This window comes from Piscinibacter defluvii, assembly GCF_004011805.1.
In the GTDB taxonomy this organism is placed as follows: domain Bacteria; phylum Pseudomonadota; class Gammaproteobacteria; order Burkholderiales; family Burkholderiaceae_C; genus Piscinibacter; species Piscinibacter defluvii.
On the sequence record NZ_ML137198.1, the window covers coordinates 101,135 to 120,693 of the forward strand.

19 protein-coding genes are annotated in these 19,559 nt (G+C 71.7%); 2 read left to right on the plus strand and 17 right to left on the minus strand.

Annotation, left to right across the window (positions count from 1 at the left end; all coding sequences use genetic code 11):
* Positions 1 to 3: 3 nt before the first annotated feature.
* The 9 genes from tkt to D9C15_RS05985 form a co-directional block, all read right to left on the minus strand.
* Positions 4 to 2,061, minus strand: a complete 2,058-nt coding sequence (tkt, locus tag D9C15_RS05945) for a transketolase (protein ID WP_127996522.1) — start codon at positions 2,059 to 2,061, stop codon at positions 4 to 6.
* Between the two features lie 12 nt (positions 2,062 to 2,073).
* On the minus strand, positions 2,074 to 2,952 hold the full coding sequence (locus tag D9C15_RS05950) for a phosphoribulokinase (RefSeq protein WP_127996523.1): 879 nt from the start codon (positions 2,950 to 2,952) through the stop codon (positions 2,074 to 2,076).
* Between the two features lie 29 nt (positions 2,953 to 2,981).
* Complete coding sequence (locus D9C15_RS05955) at positions 2,982 to 4,058, minus strand: class 1 fructose-bisphosphatase (protein WP_127996524.1); 1,077 nt, start codon at positions 4,056 to 4,058, stop codon at positions 2,982 to 2,984.
* Positions 4,059 to 4,074: 16 nt separating this feature from the next.
* Positions 4,075 to 4,770 carry an HAD-IA family hydrolase gene (locus D9C15_RS05960; protein ID WP_127996525.1) on the minus strand — a complete coding sequence of 232 codons (696 nt, stop codon included), beginning with the start codon at positions 4,768 to 4,770 and terminating at the stop codon, positions 4,075 to 4,077.
* Positions 4,767 to 5,477, minus strand: a complete 711-nt coding sequence (gene rpe / locus D9C15_RS05965; protein WP_127996526.1) for a ribulose-phosphate 3-epimerase — start codon at positions 5,475 to 5,477, stop codon at positions 4,767 to 4,769. The genes D9C15_RS05960 and rpe overlap by 4 nt, the downstream gene beginning before the upstream one ends.
* A complete protein-coding gene (locus tag D9C15_RS05970; RefSeq protein WP_127996527.1) occupies positions 5,474 to 6,286 on the minus strand; it encodes an HAD-IA family hydrolase in 813 nt (270 codons plus the stop codon). The genes rpe and D9C15_RS05970 overlap by 4 nt, the downstream gene beginning before the upstream one ends.
* Positions 6,287 to 6,389: 103 nt before the next feature.
* Complete coding sequence (gene cbbX, locus D9C15_RS05975; protein ID WP_127996528.1) at positions 6,390 to 7,268, minus strand: CbbX protein; 879 nt, start codon at positions 7,266 to 7,268, stop codon at positions 6,390 to 6,392.
* A 57-nt stretch (positions 7,269 to 7,325) separates the two neighbouring features.
* A complete protein-coding gene (locus tag D9C15_RS05980) occupies positions 7,326 to 7,745 on the minus strand; it encodes a ribulose bisphosphate carboxylase small subunit (RefSeq protein ID WP_127996529.1) in 420 nt (139 codons plus the stop codon).
* 11 nt (positions 7,746 to 7,756) lie between these two features.
* Complete coding sequence (locus D9C15_RS05985) at positions 7,757 to 9,223, minus strand: form I ribulose bisphosphate carboxylase large subunit (RefSeq protein ID WP_127996530.1); 1,467 nt, start codon at positions 9,221 to 9,223, stop codon at positions 7,757 to 7,759.
* 111 nt (positions 9,224 to 9,334) lie between these two features.
* Between D9C15_RS05985 and D9C15_RS05990 the strand changes: the two genes are divergently transcribed.
* Together D9C15_RS05990 and D9C15_RS05995 are read left to right on the plus strand one after the other, a co-directional pair.
* Positions 9,335 to 10,312 carry a LysR family transcriptional regulator gene (locus D9C15_RS05990; protein ID WP_127996531.1) on the plus strand — a complete coding sequence of 326 codons (978 nt, stop codon included), beginning with the start codon at positions 9,335 to 9,337 and terminating at the stop codon, positions 10,310 to 10,312.
* A gap of 46 nt (positions 10,313 to 10,358) precedes the next feature.
* Positions 10,359 to 10,874 (plus strand): acyl-CoA thioesterase, encoded by a 516-nt coding sequence (locus D9C15_RS05995; RefSeq protein ID WP_127996532.1) that lies wholly within the window; start codon positions 10,359 to 10,361, stop codon positions 10,872 to 10,874.
* A 3-nt stretch (positions 10,875 to 10,877) separates the two neighbouring features.
* On the opposite strand, the gene D9C15_RS06000 is transcribed toward D9C15_RS05995, so the two are convergent.
* The 8 genes from D9C15_RS06000 to D9C15_RS06030 all read right to left on the minus strand — a co-directional run bounded on the left by D9C15_RS06000 (position 10,878) and on the right by D9C15_RS06030 (position 19,501).
* Positions 10,878 to 11,720: a hypothetical protein gene (locus tag D9C15_RS06000; protein ID WP_127996533.1), complete on the minus strand. Its 843-nt coding sequence runs from the start codon at positions 11,718 to 11,720 to the stop codon at positions 10,878 to 10,880.
* A 91-nt stretch (positions 11,721 to 11,811) separates the two neighbouring features.
* On the minus strand, positions 11,812 to 12,765 hold the full coding sequence (locus tag D9C15_RS06005) for a vWA domain-containing protein (RefSeq protein ID WP_127996534.1): 954 nt from the start codon (positions 12,763 to 12,765) through the stop codon (positions 11,812 to 11,814).
* Positions 12,762 to 13,307, minus strand: coding sequence for an MxaK protein (locus tag D9C15_RS06010; protein WP_127996535.1), 546 nt, complete (start codon positions 13,305 to 13,307; stop codon positions 12,762 to 12,764). Before D9C15_RS06010 ends, D9C15_RS06005 begins: the two co-directional genes overlap by 4 nt.
* Entirely contained in the window at positions 13,298 to 14,344 is a 1,047-nt protein-coding gene (locus tag D9C15_RS06015) for a vWA domain-containing protein (protein ID WP_240668317.1), read from the minus strand. The genes D9C15_RS06010 and D9C15_RS06015 overlap by 10 nt, the downstream gene beginning before the upstream one ends.
* On the minus strand, positions 14,344 to 15,234 hold the full coding sequence (locus D9C15_RS33335; RefSeq protein WP_164886662.1) for a hypothetical protein: 891 nt from the start codon (positions 15,232 to 15,234) through the stop codon (positions 14,344 to 14,346). Before D9C15_RS33335 ends, D9C15_RS06015 begins: the two co-directional genes overlap by 1 nt.
* Positions 15,231 to 16,082 (minus strand): DUF58 domain-containing protein, encoded by an 852-nt coding sequence (locus D9C15_RS06020; protein WP_205854734.1) that lies wholly within the window; start codon positions 16,080 to 16,082, stop codon positions 15,231 to 15,233. Before D9C15_RS06020 ends, D9C15_RS33335 begins: the two co-directional genes overlap by 4 nt.
* Positions 16,083 to 16,086: 4 nt before the next feature.
* Complete coding sequence (locus D9C15_RS06025; RefSeq protein WP_127996537.1) at positions 16,087 to 17,109, minus strand: AAA family ATPase; 1,023 nt, start codon at positions 17,107 to 17,109, stop codon at positions 16,087 to 16,089.
* A 124-nt stretch (positions 17,110 to 17,233) separates the two neighbouring features.
* A complete protein-coding gene (locus D9C15_RS06030; protein ID WP_127996538.1) occupies positions 17,234 to 19,501 on the minus strand; it encodes a TonB-dependent receptor in 2,268 nt (755 codons plus the stop codon).
* Positions 19,502 to 19,559 lie beyond the last annotated feature (58 nt).

A 19,559-nucleotide genomic window follows, 5' to 3' on the forward strand; every position in this document is an offset into this window, starting at 1 on the left:
AGGTCATTGCGAAACAAGGGCCGGCGCGACGCTGCGCGCCTTGACGAGCTGTGCCGCGCGCACCGCGACGAGTTCGGCCGTGAGGCCGAAGTGGCGGTACAGGTCGCCGGCGGGCGCGGACTCGCCGAAGCGGTCCAGGCCCATCACGTCGCCGTCCTCGCCGACCCAGCGCCACCAGGCGCTCGTGCTGCCGGCCTCGATCGCCAGGCGCGGCAGGCGGCGCGGGATCACCTCGTCGCGCCAGGCGCCGGGCTGGCGCTCGAAGGCGTCCATGCAGGGCATCGAGACCACGCGCGCTGCGATGCCCTCGCCGGCCAGCAGCTTCGCGGCCGCCAGCGCGATGCCGACCTCCGAGCCGGTGGCGATCAGCACCACCTGCTCGCTGGCGGCGCGGCGCAGCACGTAGCCGCCGCGGGCGATCGACTCGCTGCGGTCGCCGCCCTCGCCGGCATGCGGCAGCACCTGGCGCGACAGCGCCAGCGCGCTGGGGCCCTCGGTGCGGCGCAGCGCCTCGCGCCACGCGACCGCGGTCTCCACGGCGTCGGCCGGGCGCCAGACATCGAGGTTCGGGATCAGGCGCAGGCTCGCGACGTGTTCGACCGGCTGGTGCGTCGGGCCGTCCTCGCCCAGGCCGATGGAATCGTGCGTGAACACGTGCACCACCGGCAGCTTCATCAGCGCCGACATGCGCACCGCGTTGCGCGAGTAGTCGCTGAAGGTCAGGAAGGTGCCGCCGTAGGGCCGGAAGCCGCCATGCAGCGCGACGCCGTTCATCACCGCCGCCATGCCAAACTCGCGCACGCCGTAGTGCACGTGGTTGCCGGTGCTGGTGCCGGTGAGCGCCTTGTGGCCCTTCCAGTCGGTCAGGTTGGAGCCGGTCAGGTCGGCCGAACCGCCGAGCAGTTCCGGCATGGCCGGGGCCACCGCGTTGAGCAGTTCCTGCGAGGCCTTGCGCGTGGCGAGGTTGGCGCCCTTGGCCTCGGCCGCGGCGATGGCGGCCGAGAGCGCGGCCTCCACCCCCGGGGTCGGGCTGCCGTGGCGCGCATGGCGACGCAGCAGCTCGTGGGCCAGCTCGGGGTGGGTCGCCGCGTAACGCGCGAAGCCCTCCTGCCACTGGCGGCGCAACACGGCGCCGCGCTCGCGCGCCGACCAGGCGAGCCGCACCGGCTCGGGCAGCTCGAAGGGCGGCCAGGTCCAGCCGAGCGCGGCGCGGGTGGCGGCGATCTCGGCCTCGCCGAGCGGCGCGCCGTGCACGTCGGCGCTGCCGGCACGGTTCGGCGAACCATGGCCGATCTGCGTGCGGCAGCACACCAGCACCGGCTTGTCGCTCGCCTTCGCCGCTTCGATCGCGGCGTCGAGCGCGGCACGGTCGTGGCCGTCGACCTGGCGGATCACGGTCCAGCCGTAGGCCTCGAAGCGCGCCGGCGTGTCGTCGCGGAACCAGCCGCGCACGTCGCCGTCGATCGAGATGCCGTTGTCGTCATAGAAGGCGACGAGCTTGTTCAGGCCCCACACACCCGCCAGCGAGCAGGCCTCGTGGCTGATGCCTTCCATCAGGCAGCCGTCGCCGAGGAAGACCCAGGTGCGGTGGTCGACCACGGTGTGGCCGGGCCGGTTGAACTCGGCCGCGAGCAGCTTCTCGGCCAGCGCCATGCCGACGGCATTCGCCAGGCCCTGGCCGAGCGGGCCGGTCGTGGTCTCGACACCCGGCGTGAGGTGGTTCTCCGGGTGGCCGGGCGTGAGCGAGTGGAGCTGGCGGAAGCGCTTGAGCTCCGTCAGCGGCAGCGCGTAGCCGGTGAGGTGCAGCAGCGCGTACAGCAGCATCGAGCCGTGGCCGTTGGAGAGCACGAAGCGGTCACGGTCGATCCAGGCCGGGTCGGCCGGGTCGTGCTTCAGGTGCTGGCGCCACAGCGCCTCGGCGATGTCGGCCATGCCCATCGGCATGCCCGGGTGGCCGGAGTTCGCGGCCTGCACCGCGTCGATGGCCAGCACGCGCAGGGCGTTGGCACAAAGCGTCCTCAGCGCCGCGGCGTCCAGCCCGGCGAGTTCATGGTTGCCCATTACGAGCCCTCCCTAGTTCGACAGTGCTTTCCGGCGCCGCTCGACCAGGCGCAGGATCATCGGCGTGAAGATCAGCTGCATCGCCAGCTCCATCTTCCCGCCCGGCACCACCAGCGTGTTGGCGCGCGACATCCAGGAGTCGTGCAGCATCGACAGCAGGTACGGGAAGTCGATGCCCGCCGGGTTGGCGAAGCGGATCACGACGAGGCTCTCGTCGGCCGTGGGGATGGTGCGGGCGATGAACGGATCCGAGGTGTCGACCACCGGCACGCGCTGGAAGTTGATGTGCGTGCGCGTGAACTGCGGGCAGATGTAGTGCACGTAGTCGGGCATGCGGCGCAGGATCACGTCGGTCACCGCCTCGGTGGAGTAGCCGCGCATGTTCTTGTCGCGGTGCAGCTTCTGGATCCACTCCAGGTTGATCACCGGCACCACGCCGATCAGCAGGTCGGGGTAGCGCGCGATGTCCACCGTGTCGGTGGTGACGCCGCCGTGCAGGCCCTCGTAGAACAGCAGCTCGCTCTTGCCCAGGTTCTCCCAGGGCGTGAAGGTGCCCGGCTCCTGCTTGTACGGGGCGGCCTCGTTGGGGTCGTGCAGGTACTTGCGCGTCTTGCCGGTGCCGCTCTCGGCGTAGTCGCGGAACAGCGCCTCGAGCTCCTGGAACAGATTGCCCTCCTCGCCGAAGTGGCTGAAGGTGCGGTTGCCCGCGGCCTCGGCCTCGGCGAGCTTGGCGCGCATCGCCTGGCGGTCGTAGCGGTGGAAGGCATCGCCTTCGATGATGGCGGCGTCGACCTTCTCGCGCCGGAAGATGGCCTCGAAGGTGCGCGTCACCGAGGTGGTGCCGGCGCCGGACGAGCCGGTGATGGCAATGATGGGATGTTTGGCGGACATGGTGGCCTCGTCGTTCCTGGGAATCCGGGTCACACCGTCGTGGAGGCGAACAGACCGCGCCGGCCGAACAGCGGCGACTGGTAGCTGTCCAGCGGCTCCTCGAGGTGGTAGTTCTCGATGCGCGCAACCTCCTCGGACGAGCCGAAGATGAAGCCGATGCGCTGGTGCAGCGACTCGGGCTGCACCTCCATCACGCGGCGCCGACCGGTGCTGGCCAGGCCGCCGGCCTGCTCGATCAGCATCCCGATCGGGTTGGCCTCGTACAGCAGGCGCAGCCGGCCGGGCTTGGACGGGTCCTTGGTGTCGCGCGGATACATGAACACGCCGCCGCGCATCAGGATGCGGTGCGTCTCGGCCACCAGCGAGGCGATCCAGCGCATGTTGAAGTCGGCGCCGCGCGGGCCGGTCTGGCCGGCCAGGCATTCGTCGACGTAGCGCTTGACGGCCGGCTCCCAGAAGCGGCTGTTCGACGCGTTGATGGCGAACTCGCGCGTCCTGGCCGGCACCTTCAGATGCCGATGGCTGAGCACCCACTCGCCGAGGATCGGGTCGAGCGTGAAGGCGTGCGTGCCGTTGCCCAGCGTCAGCACCAGCATGGTCGACGGGCCGTAAATCGCGTAGCCGGCGCAGATCTGCTTCGTGCCGGGCTGCAGGAAGTCCTCCGGCTTCGCGTCCTCGCCGGGCGTGGCGGCGCGCAGGATCGAGAAGATGCTGCCGACCGCGACGTTGACGTCGATGTTGCTCGAGCCGTCGAGCGGGTCGAACAGCAGCAGGTACTTGCCGCGCGGGAACTGCTCGGGCAGCTGGTAGGGCTCGTCCATCTCCTCCGACACCATGCCGGCGACGTGCCCGTCCCATTCGGCGGCGCGCAGGAACATGTCGTTGCTCAGCACGTCCAGCGGCTTCTGCTCCTCGCCCTGCACGTTGACGCTGCCCGTGCCGCCGACCGCGCCCGAGAGCGCGCCGAGCGCGACCTTGCGCGAGATCGCCTTGCAGGCGAGCGACACGTCGGTGACCAGTGCGTTCAGGTCCCCGGTGGCGCCCGGGTGGCGGCGGCGTTCCTCGATCAGGAACTGGGTCAGGGTGGGCCTTCCTCCGGTGGGCATGATGAGCTCCTCGTCTCTAGTCCTGGGTAATCTTCTGGTCGGCCGACAGCAGGGCGAGCAGTTCGTCCGGCGCGTGCAGGCGCCAGCTCACGAGCGACGCGTCGACCGCGTGTGCGCCGTAGCCCCAGGCCGCCAGCGCGGCGGGGCAATGCGCCGCCTGCGCGGCGCGCAGGTCGAGCGGGCTGTCGCCCACCATCAGCAGTTCGGGGGCGTGCAGGCCGAGGCGCTGCGCCGCGGCGAGCAGCAGGTCGGGCGCCGGCTTGCGCTGCGCCGGCATGTCGCCGCCGTGCACCGCCTCGACGAAGCCGAGCAGCCCGGCGGCCTCGAGCACCGCGCGCGCCAGCGGCGTCGGCTTGTTGGTCACGACCACCATCGGCAGCCGGCCGCGCAGCGCCTCGACCAGCGCCACGATGCCCGGGTAGACGCTGCCGAGGCTCAGCGGCGCGGCCAGCGTGGCCACGTCGAACCAGCGCCGCAGGCGCACACGCAGCTCGTGGTCGGCCTCCTCGAGGCCGATGTGGGCCAGCGCGCGGCCGATCAGCATGTCCGGGCCGTCGCCGATCCAGCTGCGCACCAGGTCGAGGTCGAAGCGCTCCAGCCCGGCCTTCTTGAGCGCGGCGTTCAGTGCATGCTGGATGTCCGGCGCGCTGTCGATCAGCGTGCCGTCGAGATCGAAGGCAATCGCACGGACGCGGCGCAGGTCGGTCGTCATGCCGCCACGGCCTCCGCCGGCGCGGCCTGCCCGGCCCGTGCCTCGCTGCGGATGCCGGCGATCGCGTCCGCGTAGTGGCCGGCGCCGAACACCGCCGAGCCGGCCACCAGCGTGTCGGCCCCGGCGGCGGCGATGCGGCGCGCGTTGTCGCGCTTGACGCCACCGTCCACCTCGAGCCAGATCGGCCGGCCGGTGCGCGCGATCGCGGCATCGACCAGCGCCCGCGCACGTTCGATCTTCGGCAGCATGCGCTCGATGAAACTCTGTCCGCCGAAACCCGGGTTGACCGTCATCAGCAAGACGAGATCGAGCTGGTCGATCACGTGGTCGAGCACCGACAAGGGCGTGGCCGGGTTCAGCACCAGGCCGGCCTTGACACCCGCCGAGCGGATCAGCTGGATCGTCCGGTCGACATGCTCGCTCGCCTCGGGGTGGAAGCTGATGATGTCGGCACCGGCCTGGGCGAACATCGGCACCAGCGCATCCACCGGCTTGACCATCAGGTGCACGTCGATGGGCACGCTGGCGTGGGGCTTGATCGCCTGGCACACCAGCGGGCCGACGGTGAGGTTGGGGACGTAATGGTTGTCCATCACGTCGAAGTGGATCAGGTCGGCCCCCGCCTCGATGACGGCGCGCACCTCCTCGCCGAGCCGCGCGAAGTCGGCCGAGAGCAGGCTGGGGGCGATGCGCAAGCCGTTGCTCATCCGTGCACTCCTGCGGTTCCTGCATAGACCGCGTCGATCCCGCTGCGCGGACGTTGGTCGGCGCGCCGGGCCACCTCGTCGAAGGTGAGCCAGGCCGCGTCGCGCAGCTTGCCGCCGGGCTCGCCATCCAGCGGCTGGCCGGGCTCGCCCAGGTGCGGCAGCACCAGCGCGGCGCCGTCGAAGTCGTGGTCCTCGGTCCAGAAGGTCGGCGTGATCACGGTCCACAGCCCGGCCTCGGTGGCCGCGCGCAGGCCGTTGCGCGAATCCTCGAAGGCGACCGCCTGTTCCGGCTGCAGGCCCAGGTGCTGCAGCGCGAGGCGGTAGATGTCCGGCGCCGGCTTCTTGGCACGCACCTGGTCGCCGCAGGCGATCACGCTGAACATCGCCAGGCCCTGCTCGCCGAAGTTGCTGCGCAGCAGCGCGTCGACGTTGGCGGCCGTGGTGGTGCTGGCGATCGCGAGCCGGCAGCCGGCCGCCAGCGTTTCCTCGATCAGCCGCCGCACGCCCGGCCGCAGCGGGATCGCGCCGTCGGCGACGAAGCTGCTGTAGAACCTGGTCTTCTCGGCGTGGATGGCCGGGATCAGCTCGGTCAGGCGGCGGCGGTCGGACGTCGAGAGCGTCTTGGTGGCCAGGTAGGCGGCGATGCGCTCCTTGCCGCCGGTGGTGTGCAGCAGCTCGCGGTAGGCCTCGGGCGTCCAGCACCAGCCCAGCCGGTAGCGCTCGAAGGCATTGTTGAAGGCGACACGGTGCGCCTCTTCCGTGTCGGCCAGCGTCCCATCGACGTCGAAGATGAATGCCTCGATGCTCATGACAACCCCCCGTCCGATGAATACATCGGCCGGCCCCCCGAGGGGGCGCGGGCCGGCTTGGGGCGGCCCGGCACTCGGCCCGCCTGCCCAGGATCGACCCGCTTCATGCCGCGGCTCCCTGCTGGAACACCCGGCTGGCCAGCACGTCGGCGGCCTGCAGGGTGACGAGTTCGTCGCGGCCGAGCGCCGCGTTGCTCGAGAACAGCCGCGTCGCCTGGCGCAGGCGCATGCGGTCCAGCGCGTTGCGGATCGAGCGCCCGTTGGCGAAGTGCGGCTGCTGGCGGCGCAGGTGCACGTAGGTCGCGAAGGCGGCCTGCGCCTCGGCGTCGAAGCGGTAGTTCATGTGCTCGAGCATCAGCTGCGCGATCTGCATCAGCTCGCCTTCCGAGTAGTCCGGGAAGTCGATGTGGTGCGCGATGCGCGAGGCCATGCCGGGGTTGCTCGAGAAGAAGGTGTCCATCCGGTCCTTGTAGCCGGCCAGGATGACCACCAGGTCGTCGCGGTGGTTCTCCATCACCTGCAGCAGGATCTCGATCGCCTCCTGCCCGTAGTCGCGCTCGTTCTCGGGGCGGTACAGGTAGTAGGCCTCGTCGATGAACAGCACGCCGCCCATCGCCTTCTTGATGATCTCCTTGGTCTTGGGCGCGGTGTGGCCGATGAACTGGCCCACGAGATCGTCGCGCGTCACCGCCACCAGGTGCCCCTTGCGCACGTAGCCGAGCTGCTTGAGCACCTCGGCCATGCGCAGCGCGACGGTGGTCTTGCCGGTGCCGGGGTTGCCGGTGAAGCACATGTGCAGCGTGGGCGGCTGCGACTGCAGGCCCTGCTCGGCACGCAGCCGGTCGATCAGCAGCAGCGCCGCGATGTCGCGAATGCGGCCCTTGACCGGCGCGAGGCCGACCAGCTCGCGGTCGAGCTGGTCGAGCAGGTCCTTCACGCCGGACTCCTTGAACATCGTCGCCGGGGATACCTTGGCGTCCATGTCGCGACCTCGTTTCCAACAGTGGCCGGGGGAGCGCCGCAGGCGCTCCGGGGGTGGTCAATATCTCGCGCCTTCCGGGTTCTTGGCCACCGCGTAGCTCTCGATGCTGTAGCGCAGGGTGCGGCCCGGCTCCTCGGTGCGCACCAGGCGGAAGCCGGGTTCGGCCTTGGGACGGTTGACGATGAAGGACAGCACCACCGACTCCACCCCGTGCGTCGAGTCGAACGCGGTGACGCGGATGTACTGGTCCGGGAAGGTCTTGCGGCAGTTGTTGATCTCCATCAGGATGCCGGCCGCATCGCGCAGGTCGAACATCGGGTTGCCGAACATCTCCCAGTACGTGTTGCGCGGGTGCGGGTCGTCGGTGTACTCGATGCCGACGGCCCAGCCCTTGTCGAGGCAGTACTCGAGCTGCCTGGTGATCTGCGCGTCGCTCAGCTCGGGCAGGAAGGAGAAGGTGCCTTGGGTGATTCGCATGTCGATTCTCCTTAAGCCACCGACGGGGTGGGCACGTAGTCGGACGTGTCGGTCGAGGTGTAGTTGAAGGTGATGTCGCCCCAGGTGTCGAGCGCGGCGGCCAGCGGCTTGCACCACTTGGCGGCGTCGCGCAGGATCTGCGGCCCTTCTTCCTTGATGTTGCGGCCCTCGTTGCGCGCCAGCACCATCGCCTCGAGCGCCACGCGGTTGGCCGTGGCACCGGCCTGGATGCCCATCGGGTGGCCGATGGTGCCGCCGCCGAACTGCAGCACCACGTCGTCGCCGAACAGATCGATCAGCTGGTGCATCTGGCCGGCGTGGATGCCGCCGGAAGCCACCGGCATCACCTTGCGCAGCGCGCCCCAGTCCTGGTCGAAGTAGATGCCGCGCGGCAGGTCCACCTTCGTGTGCGCGTCGCGGCAGATGTTGTAGTAGCCCTGCACCGTCAGCGGGTCGCCCTCGAGCTTGCCGACCGCGGTGCCGGCGTGGATGTGATCGACGCCGGTCAGGCGCATCCACTTGGCGATCACGCGGAAGCTGACGCCGTGGTTCTTCTGCCGCGTGTAGGTGCCGTGGCCGGCGCGGTGCAGGTGCAGCACCATGTCGTTCTGGCGCGACCAGTGCGACAGGGACTGGATGGCGGTGTAACCGACCACCAGGTCGACCATGATGATCACCGAGCCGAGCGACTTGGCGAACTCGGCGCGCCGGTACATCTCTTCCATCGAGCCGGCGGTCACGTTCAGGTAGCTGCCCTTGACCTCGCCGGTGGCGGCGCTGGCCTTGTTGACCGCGTCCATCACGAACAGGAAGCGGTCGCGCCAGTGCATGAAGGGCTGCGAGTTGATGTTCTCGTCGTCCTTCATGAAGTCCAGGCCGCCCTTCAGGCCCTCGTACACGACGCGGCCGTAGTTGCGGCCCGACAGGCCGAGCTTGGGCTTGGTGGTGGCACCCAGCAGCGGGCGGCCGAACTTGTCCAGCCGCTCGCGCTCGACGATGATGCCGGTGGGCGGGCCGGCGAAGGTCTTCACGTAGGAGACCGGGAACTTCATGTCCTCCAGCCGCGCCGCCTTCAGCGGCTTGAACGAGAACACGTTGCCGATGATGGAAGCCGCCACGTTGGTGATCGAGCCTTCCTCGAACAGGCTCAGGTCGTAGGCCACGTACGCGAAGAACTGCCCCGGGTTGTTCGGCACCGGGTCCACGCGGTAGGCCTTGGCGCGGTACATGTCGCAGGCCGTCAGCCGGTCGGTCCAGACCACCGTCCAGGTGGCGGTGCTCGACTCGCCGGCGACGGCGGCAGCGGCCTCGACCGGATCGACACCGTCCTGCGGCGTGATGCGGAACAGCGCCAGGATGTCGGTGTCCTTGGGCTGGTAGTCGGGCTGCCAGTAGCCCATCTGGGCGTACTTCAGCACGCCGGCCGAATAGCGCTTCTTCGCGTCGGTGATCTGCTTGACTTCCTGCATGTGGCCCATGGAAACGTCCTCGGGGGGTGGCTGGTGGGCTCGAATGTAGGCAGCCCAATCAATTTGTGCTAATTAAACCTTTTGACGTTTACATATGCCTTTCTTAATATCTAGTCCACCATGCCGCTGACCCGCAACGCCACCTTCCGCCAGCTCGCCACCTTCCACGCCGTGGCCCGGCTGGGCAGCGTTTCGGCTGCTGCGGACGAGTTGCACCTGACGCAACCGGCGGTCTCGATCCAGATCGCCGCGCTGGAGGAATCGGCGCGCGCGCCGCTGCTGCAGCGCACCGGCCGCGGCGTGCGCCTGACCGAGGCCGGCGAGCTGCTCGACAACTACGCGCGCCGCATCCTCGACCTGTGGCGCGAGGCCGGCGAGGAGATGGCCACGCTGCAGGGGGTGTTCTCCGGCACCCTGCGCGTGGGTGCGATCACCACCGCCGAGTACCTGCTGCCGCCGATGCTCGTCACCTTCGCCGGCGAGCACCCGCAGGTGAAGGTCAAGCTGCAGGTGGGCAACCGCGACGAGATCGTGCGCATGCTGGCCGCGCAGGAGATCGACCTGGCCATCATGGGCCGGCCGCCGGCCGAGCTGAAGACCGAGTCGACCGCGTTCGCCAAGCACCCGATGGCCTTCCTGGCCGCGCCCTCGCACCCGCTGATGAACGGCCCGCGGCCGACCCTGGCGATGCTGTCCGAGCAGCGCATCCTGGTGCGCGAGCGCGGCTCGGGCACCCGCGCGACCATCGAACGTGTGTTCAAGGATGCCGGGCTGCCGCTGCGCATCGGCTCGGAGATCTCGAGCAACGAGGCCATCAAGCACATGTGCGCGGCCGGCTTCGGCGTGGCCTTCCTCTCGCTGCACACCTGCGTGCTGGAGATGCAGGCCGGCGTGCTGGCGCTGCTGCCGATGGCCGGCAACCCGATCGAACGCGACTGGTACGTGATGCACCTCGCCTCGCGCCCGCTGCCCCAGGTGGCCACGGCCTTCGAGCAGTTCCTGGTCGAGCGCGGCCAGCACGAGATCACCCGGCAGCTGGCCGCTCCCACCGCCCTCACCCCCGTCCGCGCGCGCCCGCGGCGCAAGGCGGCGGCCTGAGGCGCGCTGCTGTCCGGCGCAGCCGCAGCGCTGCGTGGAACCGGGCATGCTGACCCTGTTCCGCCTGCTGCAGACCCTGCTGGCGCGCACCGGCGCGCCGACCCGCGACACCACCGAGACCCTGGTCACCCGCTGGCGCGTGCTGCCCAACGACGTGGACGCCTTCGGCCACATGAACAACAGCCGCTACCTGGCCATCATGGACCTGGGGCGGATCGACTTCCTGCGCCAATGCGCCCTGTTCCGCGGCGTGCTGCGCCGGCGCTGGAGCGTGCCGGTGGGCGGCGCGCACCTGCAGTTCCGGCGTGCGCTCAAGCCGCTGCAGCGCTACGAACTGCACACCCGCCTGCTCGGCTGGGACGAACGCTGGTTCTACTTCCGCCAGGAGTTCTTCCGCGCCGGCGATCCGAAGCCCGTCTGCACCGGGCATGTCAAGACGGTCTTCATCGGCCGCGAGGGGCCGGTCGCCGCGCCCGTGGTGGCCCGCGAACTGTCCGGGCGCGAACTCGTATCCCCGGCGCCTGCCGAGGCCTTGCGTGCGTTGCTGGCCCGCCCCGGCTGAGCCTCACGTCGTCACCTCGAACTCGTGCACCGGATGGTTCTCCGGGCCGGAGCCGACGACGACGAAGACCACGTAGCGCCCGGGCTCGTCCGGGGCGGCCAGGCTCATCGGCAGCTCGCCGCGCGAATCGATGCGCTTGTCGCGCAGCCGGCTCGGCCGGCCGCCGGTCTTGTCGAACTCGTCCTTGGCGCCGATCACCACCCAGCCCGCGCCCAGCTTGCCGCCCGGCTGGAACCAGTCCGGCGTGCGCAGCTTGAAGTCGAAGTACTTCGAGGCCTTGTAGCTGCGCGCCAGGCCGAGGAACTCGAAGGCGTTGCGGCGCAGCTTGGGCGGCTTGTCGAAGGGCAGCGGCAGTTCGGGCGACTTGAGGATGCGCTCCTTCAGGTCGCGCTCCTCCATGCTCGGGCCCTGGGGCTTGGGCTGCTCGCGGTTCACCTCGGTGGGGGCCTTGCCGACGACCACGGTCAGCAGCGCCTTGATGCCTTCCTTGATCCCCTTCTCGACCAGGTCGTCGATCGCCTTGTCGATCTTCTTCCTCGCCTCCGCATCCGGCAGCACCGGCTGCACCTTGACGATCAAGTCGCGCAGCATGCGCACGATGGGGTCGCGGCGTGCCGCGTCGCCGATGCGCGTGACCAGGTCGGCCAGTGCCTCGCCCTGCTTGCGCGGGTCGGCAGGCAGCTTCTTCAGCGCATCGGCGATCTCGGCATCGCTGATCGTCGTCTTCTTCGGCGCCGGCAGTTCCTCGCGCGGCCGGTCCCCGGGCTTCTTCAGCGGCCCGGTGGGGCCGGGCCCGGGACGCGGCCCGAGGCCCAGGGTCTGCAGCAGCCCGCGTGTCGTCGTCATGGTCGGCCTCCGGTGCGTACCCGGACGGGCCCGCATGCCGGACATGTACGACCGGCGGCCGCAGGCGATCTCCCCTGTTCGTGGGGCGTGCTCAGCGTCGCAGGGCGCGCCAGGCCGCACGCAGCGGCGGCACCAGCAGCAGCGCCAGCGCCAGCGCCGCAAGTGCCGGCCGGGCGTCGGCCCGCACCGTCACCGGCCGTGCCAACGCCGGATCGCGCAGCGCGTCGAGCAGGGCCGCGGTGCCGCTCAGGCGGCGGTAGCCGAAGCCGCCCTCGCTGGCCAGCAGGCGCAGGTAGGGCTCGCGCAGGGCCGAGAGATGCTCGGCACCGGGGGTGGCGCCCAGGCCCACGTCGGCCGGCACCGGCTCCTGCTCGACCATCGCCTCGCCGCCCACGCTGCCGCCGCGGCCTTGGCTGCGCGGGTCGGTCTGCAGCACCTCGTCGGCCTTCCACACGCCCAGCGGCCGGCCGGACGGATCGAACTTCGGTATCGCCGCCGGCCGCATGTCGCCCACGCCGAGGATCACCCCGGCCACCTCGCCCGGCTTGTCGTCGAAGCGCGGGCGGTGCCGCGGGTTCAGCGGCGGCGCCTCGTGGCCGTCGCTGACGAACAGCAGCGAGGGCACGCCGGGCAGCGCCTTGGCGATCGAGACGGCGCTGTGCAGGCCCTTGGCCACCTCGCTGTTGCCGGACCAGGCCATCGAGCCGTCGAGGTGGTCGAGCGCGGCGCGCAGCTCGGCCCGGTTGGCACACACCTCGACCGGGGCGAACAGCAGGTAGCTGCGGTACTCGGTGAAGATGCCCAGGCCGAGCCGCGCGCCGCAGGGCAGCTCGGGCAACGCGTCGCGCAGCGCACGTCGCGCGAAGTCCAGCCGCGCCGCGGGCCGGCCGTCCAGCAGCGTGTCGGTCACGTTCATGCTCTGGGTGATGTCGAACACCACCACATGCTCGAACAGGCGGCGCGGCAGCTCGACCCGCGGCTCGAACAGGCCGGCCAGCAGCGCCAGCGCGGCGCAGGCCAGCCACCAGCGGTCGTCGGCCTTCATGGCAAGCCCGGCGAATGGCCACGCATCGTGGTGGCGGCCCGCTCGGCGTCGCGCCGGTTGTCGGGCAGCGCCTCGTCCTCGCCCTCCGGGTCGGGCTGCAGGCGCTGGGCGCGCTCGAGGTTGTAGCGTGCGTCCCAGTCGCCCGGGTCGTGCCGCAGCAGCTCGCGGTAGTGCTCCTTGGCCAGCTCGATCAGCGCCAGCGCCTGGCCCGGATGTTTGTTGGCGCGCAGCTCGACGGCCTGGCGCAGCAGCAGGTTGGCGCTGTTGTAGCGCGCCGCGCTGCCGAGCACGGGGTCGTCGTGCAGGCTGCCGTAGCGCGCCAGCGCCGAGTCGGCCGTGCCGCTGGCCGCCTGTGCGGCGGCCCACGCGAAGCGCAACGCGGGCGGCGCGTCGGCCGCATCGCCGCCCGGGCCGCCGGCGGCGATGCGCGCGTCGAGCGCACGCGCGCGCTGCAGGCGCAGCACGTCGACCGCGGCCAGCACGGCCAGCACGGCCAGGGCGGCGAGCAGCACGCGGCTGGCGCGGCGCGGGTTCAGTGCCATCGGCGCATCTCCAGGGCACGTGCGCCGAGCAGCAGGAGCACGCAGGCCAGCGCCACGGCCTCGGCCCAGGGCGCGAGCTCGCGGCGCGGCACCAGCTCGTGGGTGGTGATCGGCAGGTTCTCGAGCCGGTTCACGTCGGCGATCGCCTGCTCGAGCGCCTCGGACGTACCGGCCTCGTAGGCCTTGTACGGCGTCTCGAGCGACTCGAAGAACTGGTGCAGCAGCTTCTCCGGCACGCTCTCGGCGGCGGCGGTCGAGTCGCCCTCGGCGAAGGTCAGCCCGGGGCTGTTGGCCGAGCGCAGGTAGAGCCAGTAGATCGCCACGCGCTGCTTGCGCAGCAGGTGCGCGAGGTGCTCGCGGCTGTCCGGGTCGAGCCGGTCGCCGCCGTCGGAGACCAGCAGCAGGATGCGCGAGCCGGTGTAGGGCCGGTCCTCCCAGAGCGACAGCGCGGCCTCGATGGCGCGCCCGATGTGCGTTTCCGACAGGCCGCGGCCGATGTTGCCGGCGGTGATGGCCGCCTGGATCATCTCCTGCCGGCTGGTGAAGTCGAGCACGGTCATCGGCAGGGTGCTGAACACCACCAGCGCGAAGCGGTCCTGAGGCCGCTGGGCGGTGAAGTCGGCCAGCAGCTGGCGCGCCACCTTGCCCTTGGACTCGCGCAGCCGCGCCGGGGCCTGGCTGAAGTAGTGGTTGAGCGCCTCCGGGCCGGTGGGGTTGATGCCCTTGGGCAGCTTCGTGCCCGGCGCGAAGCCCTGGTCCATGCTGCGGCTGCGGTCGAGCACCAGCACCACCTCGGCGCCGCGCCCGGTGCGCTCGACCGTGTACTCCGGCCGGTACGGGTCGGCCAGCGCCAGCACCAGCGCGCCGATCGCCAGCGCGGCCAGCACGCGCAGCAGCCAGCCGACGGCGTCGGAGGCACGGTCGCGCGGCGCGAAGGCGATCCAGGCGTTGGCCAGCGGCCGGCCGTCGCGCGCCAGCAGCGGCAGCACGAGCAGCGGCAACAGCAGCAGCAGCCAGGGCTGGTCGAAGCGGAGCATCACGTGGCGAGCTCCGCATCGCGGCAGCGCCGCGCCAGGCCGGCCAGCCACTGCGCGTCGCCGGGCTCGCGCGGCGCGGCGGCGAAGAACTCGCGCTGCGAGAGCTGCAGGAAGCGGCGCAGTTCCTCGCGCAGCGGCGCGTAGGCCGGCCGCGCGGCGACGAAGCGCACCAGCGTGTGCTCGAACACCACCTCGCCGGCGGTCGCGTCCAGCGCCGCGTGCAGCTGCCGGCAGGCGGCGCGCCATTGCGCGTCGTCCGCCTCCGGCGCGAGCCGGCGCAACATGTTCCACGCGCGGCCGAAGGGCCGGTGCCGGCGCGCCCACCAGGGCAGCCCGAGATGGATCAGCGCCAGCCCGGCGCCGCACAGCCCCGCGAGCACCCCCCACCACTGCAGCCGGCGCAGCAGCGGCGTGCTGTCGATGCGCGGCGCGGCGCGGTCGGGCCGCAGCTCGCCCAGGCCGGAGCGCGGCGACACCTCCTCGGGCACCAGCGGCGCCACCGTCACCGGCCAGGCCTCCACCCGCAGTTCCTCGGCGCGCATCGGGCCGGCGAGCGCGAGCCGGAACGGCGGCATCTCGAGCGTGCGCACCGCGGTCGGTGCGAGGAACACCTGGTAGTGCAAGGTCAGGTGCAGCCGCATGCCACCGCCCTCGCGCTGCGCGTCGCGGTCGATGCGGCGCAGCTCCAGCGGCTGGCCGCGCGCGCCGGGGCGCGGCAGCGAGGCCTCATCCAGCGACCAGCCCTCGGGCAGGTGCAGCACCAGCTCGCGCTGCACCCGGTCGCCGACCTGGTAGCCGAAGGCGCGCGGCTCGTCGGCCTCGAGCCGCGGGACGCCCTGCGCGCCGGCCAGGCCGGCGGCGAGCAGCGCGGCGGCGGCGACGGTTCTCATGCGAGGAAATGTCGCGTCACCGCGTCCGCGTCGAACGCGCCGTCGATGATGAGCGGCGCGAGCCGGCGCTGTGCGAACAGGTTCAGCAGTTCGGCGCGGCGCTGCTCGCGCGCCACGCGCCAGCGCTCGCGCAGGGCCGGGCGCCACCACAGCCAGCGGCGCCGGCCGCTCTCCGGATCGACCACCTGCACCAGGCCATGCGCCGCCGCGGGCTCGAACTCCTCGGGCTGCCACAGCAGCACCGGCACGAGCGCGTGGTGCGACAGCGCGTCCAGCACCTCGCGCAGCTCGGGCAGGGGCAGGTGGAAGTCGGACACCAGGAAGACCAGCGCGCGCCGGTGCGGCAGCGCCACCGCCGCCTCGCGCAGCCCGCGCGCCGAGCGCCCGGTGGGCTCGAAGCCGCGCAGGCGCTCGGCCAACGCGAGGCCGGCGCCGCGCTGGCGCGTGGCCGGCAGCAGCCAGTCGCGCCGCAGCGTCTGGTCGGCGCCGACGAAGGCGAAGCTGTCGCCGGTGCGCCAGGCCGACCAGGCGATGCTGCGCGTGAAGTCGGCCAGCACGTCGAGCTTGCGCTGCACGCCGGCAAAGCCCATCGAGGCCGACAGGTCGGCCACCACCGCCACCGGCACGGCCTGGCGCAGGCTGTTGATGCGCACCAGCCACTGGCCGAACGGGTCGCGCAGGCTGGCGTGCAGGTCGAGCCGGCGCGCGTCCGGCGCGTCGGCCAGCGCGGCGTGGCGGCGGAACTCGAAGCCGCCCTCCCCGCTGCGGCTGCGGTGGTGGCCCGGGAAGCCACCACCGGCCAGGCCGGGGATGCGGTAGTGGACCTCGGGAATGCGGTTCGGCGCCATCGCTTCAGGGCGCCGGCACGTGCGCCAGGATCGCGTCCATCAGCGCCGGGGCGATCTCGTGCCGGCGCATCTCGTAGACCGGCTGGAACACCAGCCGGTGCGCGATCGTCTCGGGGAACACGGCCTGCACGTCCTCGGGCGTGACATGGTCGCGGCCCTCCAGCCAGGCGGCCACGCGCGCGGCGCGCAGCAGCAGGCTCATGCCGCGCGGGCTGGCGCCGGCCAGCATCAGCTCGGCCACCTCCAGGTCCGGCAGGCGCACGCCGACGTCCTGCGGCCGCGCGGTGGCCTGCCACAGGCGCAACGCGTACTGCTGCAGCGCGTCGGAGGCGCGCACGTGGCGCTGGATGCACGCGGCCAGCCCGTTCAGCTCGGTGTGCGGCACCATCGCCGCCTGCAGCGAACCGACCAGCGCGTCGGTGTCGTGGTAGCGCGGGTCGAACATCAGCGCGCGGCGCATGGCCTCGTCGGCCGGTGCATCGATCGCGATCTCCATCATGAAGCGGTCGCGCGCGGCCGCCGAGATCTCGAAGGTCTCCTCGCGCTCGACGCGGTTGCGGTCGGCAAACACCAGCAGGTGCGGGAAGCGGACCTCGCGGTTGAAGGCCTGCGCGCTGCGCTCGGCCATCACGCGCAGCAGCAGCGCATGCACCTGCGGGCGGGCGCGGTTGATCTCGTTGAAGAAGAAGATCGCCAGGTCCTCGCCGTGGCGGATCAGCGGGCCGGGCTCGACCGCCGGGCGGCCGGCCTCGCTGATGTAGGTGTAGTAGACGAGGTCGGCCGGCATCAGGTCGATGGTGCCCTCGGTGCGCGCGTAGGCGCCGCCGAGCACCTGCGCGAAGGCGCGCAGCAGCGTCGTCTTGCCGACGCCGACATCGCCCTGCAGCAGCACGTGGCCGCGCGCGAACACCGCCGTCAGCACGCGCCGCAGGACGCGCGCCTGGCCGATCACCGCCTTGCCGACCTCCGCCTCCAGCGCCAGGGCCCGCGCGCGCCAGTCGGCCAGCTGCGCGTCGTCGCCGTCCATGCCGTCTCCTTGCTCATGTCGTTGTGCGCGCGATGGTGCCACGACGTGACACAGCGCGCCGGGCACGGCACAGCCGGCCGCGCCCGGGCACGGCCAAGCAAGGAGCAAGCCTCGGTGGGCGGGGTCAGAAGCGGAAGCGCACCCCCACCCAGGCGGCACGCGGCGCACCCGGGCCGACGAACTGCTCGTCGCGCCAGTCGTCCGGCGCGAGCAGCGTGCCGTTGGTGTCGAAGGCGTTCTCGCCCAGCGCGCCGGCGCTGGCGTACGTCCGGTCGAACAGGTTGCTGACGCGGCCGAACAGCTCGACCGATTCGGCGATCTTCCAGCGCGCCGAGACGTCGACCACCGCGAAGCCGCCCACCTTGCCGCTGCCGAAGTACTCCTCGCCGTCGGGTTGGTGGCGGTTGTTCTCGTTGCCGCGCACGTACTGGCTCGACCAGGCACGCAGCTGCGCGCCCAGGCCCCAGGCGGGCGTGGCCTGCCAGTCGAGCGAGAGCTTCAGGCTGTGGCGCGGCAGGCCGGGCAGCTGGTCACCCGGGCGCACCTCGATCTCGCCCTCGCCCGGGCAGGCCGGGCTGGTCTCGGCCGTGCTGTTGGGCTCGGCGACGACGCAGGCCGAGGACTGGAAGGTGGCGCGCAGCCAGCTGTAGTTGGCCGCCCAGGTGAGCGCGCCCTGGCGCTGCTCCAGCCCCAGCTCCAGGCCTTCGCGCCGGGTGCGGCCGAAGTTGGTGAAGTAGCCGGCGGCGCGGCCGTTGCTGATGAACAGCAGGTCGTCGCGGTTGACGGTGCGGAAGGCGGAGGCGTTCCAGGCCCAGCCCAGCGGCAGCGTGCCGCGCAGGCCGGCCTCGAGCGTGCGCGAGACCACCTGCTCGAGCGGCGGGTCGGACTGCAGCGCGTTGGGCAGCACGCAGGCGTTGTCCGGATCGGAGCAGCCCAGCTCGATCGGGCTGGGCGCGCGGTTGCCCTGGCTGAAGCCGCCATAGGCGGTCAGGCTCGGGCTGACCTGCCAGGTCAGGCCGGCGGCCGGGTTGAACTTGGTGTAGCGCGCGTCGGCGTCGAGGTTGGTGGGGAGGCCGAGCTCGGCCCGGCCGCGGTCGATCGTCGTCACGTGGGTGCGGTTCCAGCGCCCGGCCAGCGTGAGCTGCAGGGTCGGCTGCAGCGCGATCAGGTCGTGCACGTACAGGCTGGTCGTCTGGCTGCGGCCGGAGATCAGTGCGTCGATCTCGGGCGACTCCTCCGGCACCACGCCGCGCGTGGCGTCGAGCATGCCCTCGGCCTCGCTCTGCTTGAAGCGCGTGCGGGCGCGGTCGTAGGAGAGGCCGACGGTCAGCTGGTGGCTGCCCAGGCGCTGCTCGGACTGCAGCGCCAGCCCGGCGGCGCTCTGGCGCGAGCGGGTGCGGTTCTCGACGCCGGTCTCCTCGACGGCGGGCGGATCGTAGTCGTCGTTCAGGTCGCCGTTCAGCGTCGACGAGCGGGTGCGGCGCAGGTAGGCCGTGGCCGAGAGCGTGTGCGACGCGGAGAGGTCGAGGCTGCCATTGAAGGTCAGCATGCTGAGCCGGTTGTCGGTGCGGTCGGGCCGGGTGTAGACCTGCGTGCGGTCGACCGCCAGCAGCGATTCGGGCAGCAGCCCGTTGCCGATCAGGCTGTTCTCGGCATGCGTCAGGCTCAGGTCCCAGGACCAGCCGTCGCGGTGCTGCCCGCCCTTGACGAACAGCTGGCGCACCTCGGAGGGCGAGAAGTCGCGCCAGCCGTCCTCGTCGAAGCCGCTGGCCGCCACGAACAGGTGGCCGCTCTCGCCCAGCTTGCGGCCGTGCGAGAGCTCGAGCGAGAGGCGCTTGAACGAGCCGGCCTGCAACTCGATCTCGGTGCCCGGGTGGGTGTCGCCGCTCTTGGTCTGCAGAGACAGCGCGCCGCCCAGCGTGTTCAGGCCGAACACCGGGTTGGAGCCGGGCATCAAGGTCAGGCTGGCCAGCGCGGCGCGCGGGATCAGGTCCCAGTTGACCACGTCGCCGAAGGGTTCGTTCACGCGCACCCCGTCCATGAACACCGACAGGCCCTGCGGCGTGCCCAGCAGCGGGCTGGCCGAGAAGCCGCGGTAGTTGACGTCCATCTGGTACGGGTTGCCCTGGATCTCGTTCACGTTCACCGAAGGCAAGCTGCTGCCCATGAAGTCGGGCAGGTTCAGGCTCTGGCGGCGCCGCAGATCCCTGTCGTCGGCGGTCTGCACGTTGGCCGGGATCTGGTCCTTGGGCACGTTGGTGCCGGGCACCGGCGTGGCGCCGACCACCTGCACCGTGGGCAGGTTCGATTGCGCCTGGGCCAGGCCCGCCAGCAGCGCCAGGGCGGCCAGGGCCACCGGTTGCAGGCGCCGCGGCGGCGTCGTGCGGGTCATGGGGTCTCCTCGGTTCGTTGTGGTGGGGCGCCGCGGCGGCGCGCTCGGACGCCGACGC